Here is a 253-nt window from a genome sequence, read left to right as displayed (position 1 = left end):
GGGTCGGCGACGCGACGCTCGCGGGCCTCGCGCTGGTCGTGCTCGCCACGGTCGGCGGCACCCCGGCCCTCTACTACGGCGACGAGCAGGCCTACCGCGGGGTCAAGGAGGACCGCGCGGGCGGCGGCGACGAGGTCCGCCCGCCGTACCCGCCGACGCCGGCCGACCTCGCCGGCCCCGACGGCGCGCCGGACGGCCGGGCCACGCACGACCGGCACGCCGCCCTGCTCGGGCTGCGCCGCCGGCACCCGTG

At 81.8% G+C, this 253-nt stretch carries 1 pseudogene; it reads left to right on the top strand.

The features are described 5' to 3' along the window. Positions 1-253, top strand: a pseudogene (locus tag KVT14_RS20710) (alpha-amylase); the annotation flags it as partial.

It is taken from the genome of Cellulomonas sp. GbtcB1, from assembly GCF_019091725.1.
In the GTDB taxonomy this organism is placed as follows: Bacteria; Actinomycetota; Actinomycetes; order Actinomycetales; family Cellulomonadaceae; genus Cellulomonas.
The sequence above is the reverse complement of the archived record's forward strand: the minus strand, read 5'-3'. Positions and strand labels throughout refer to the sequence as shown.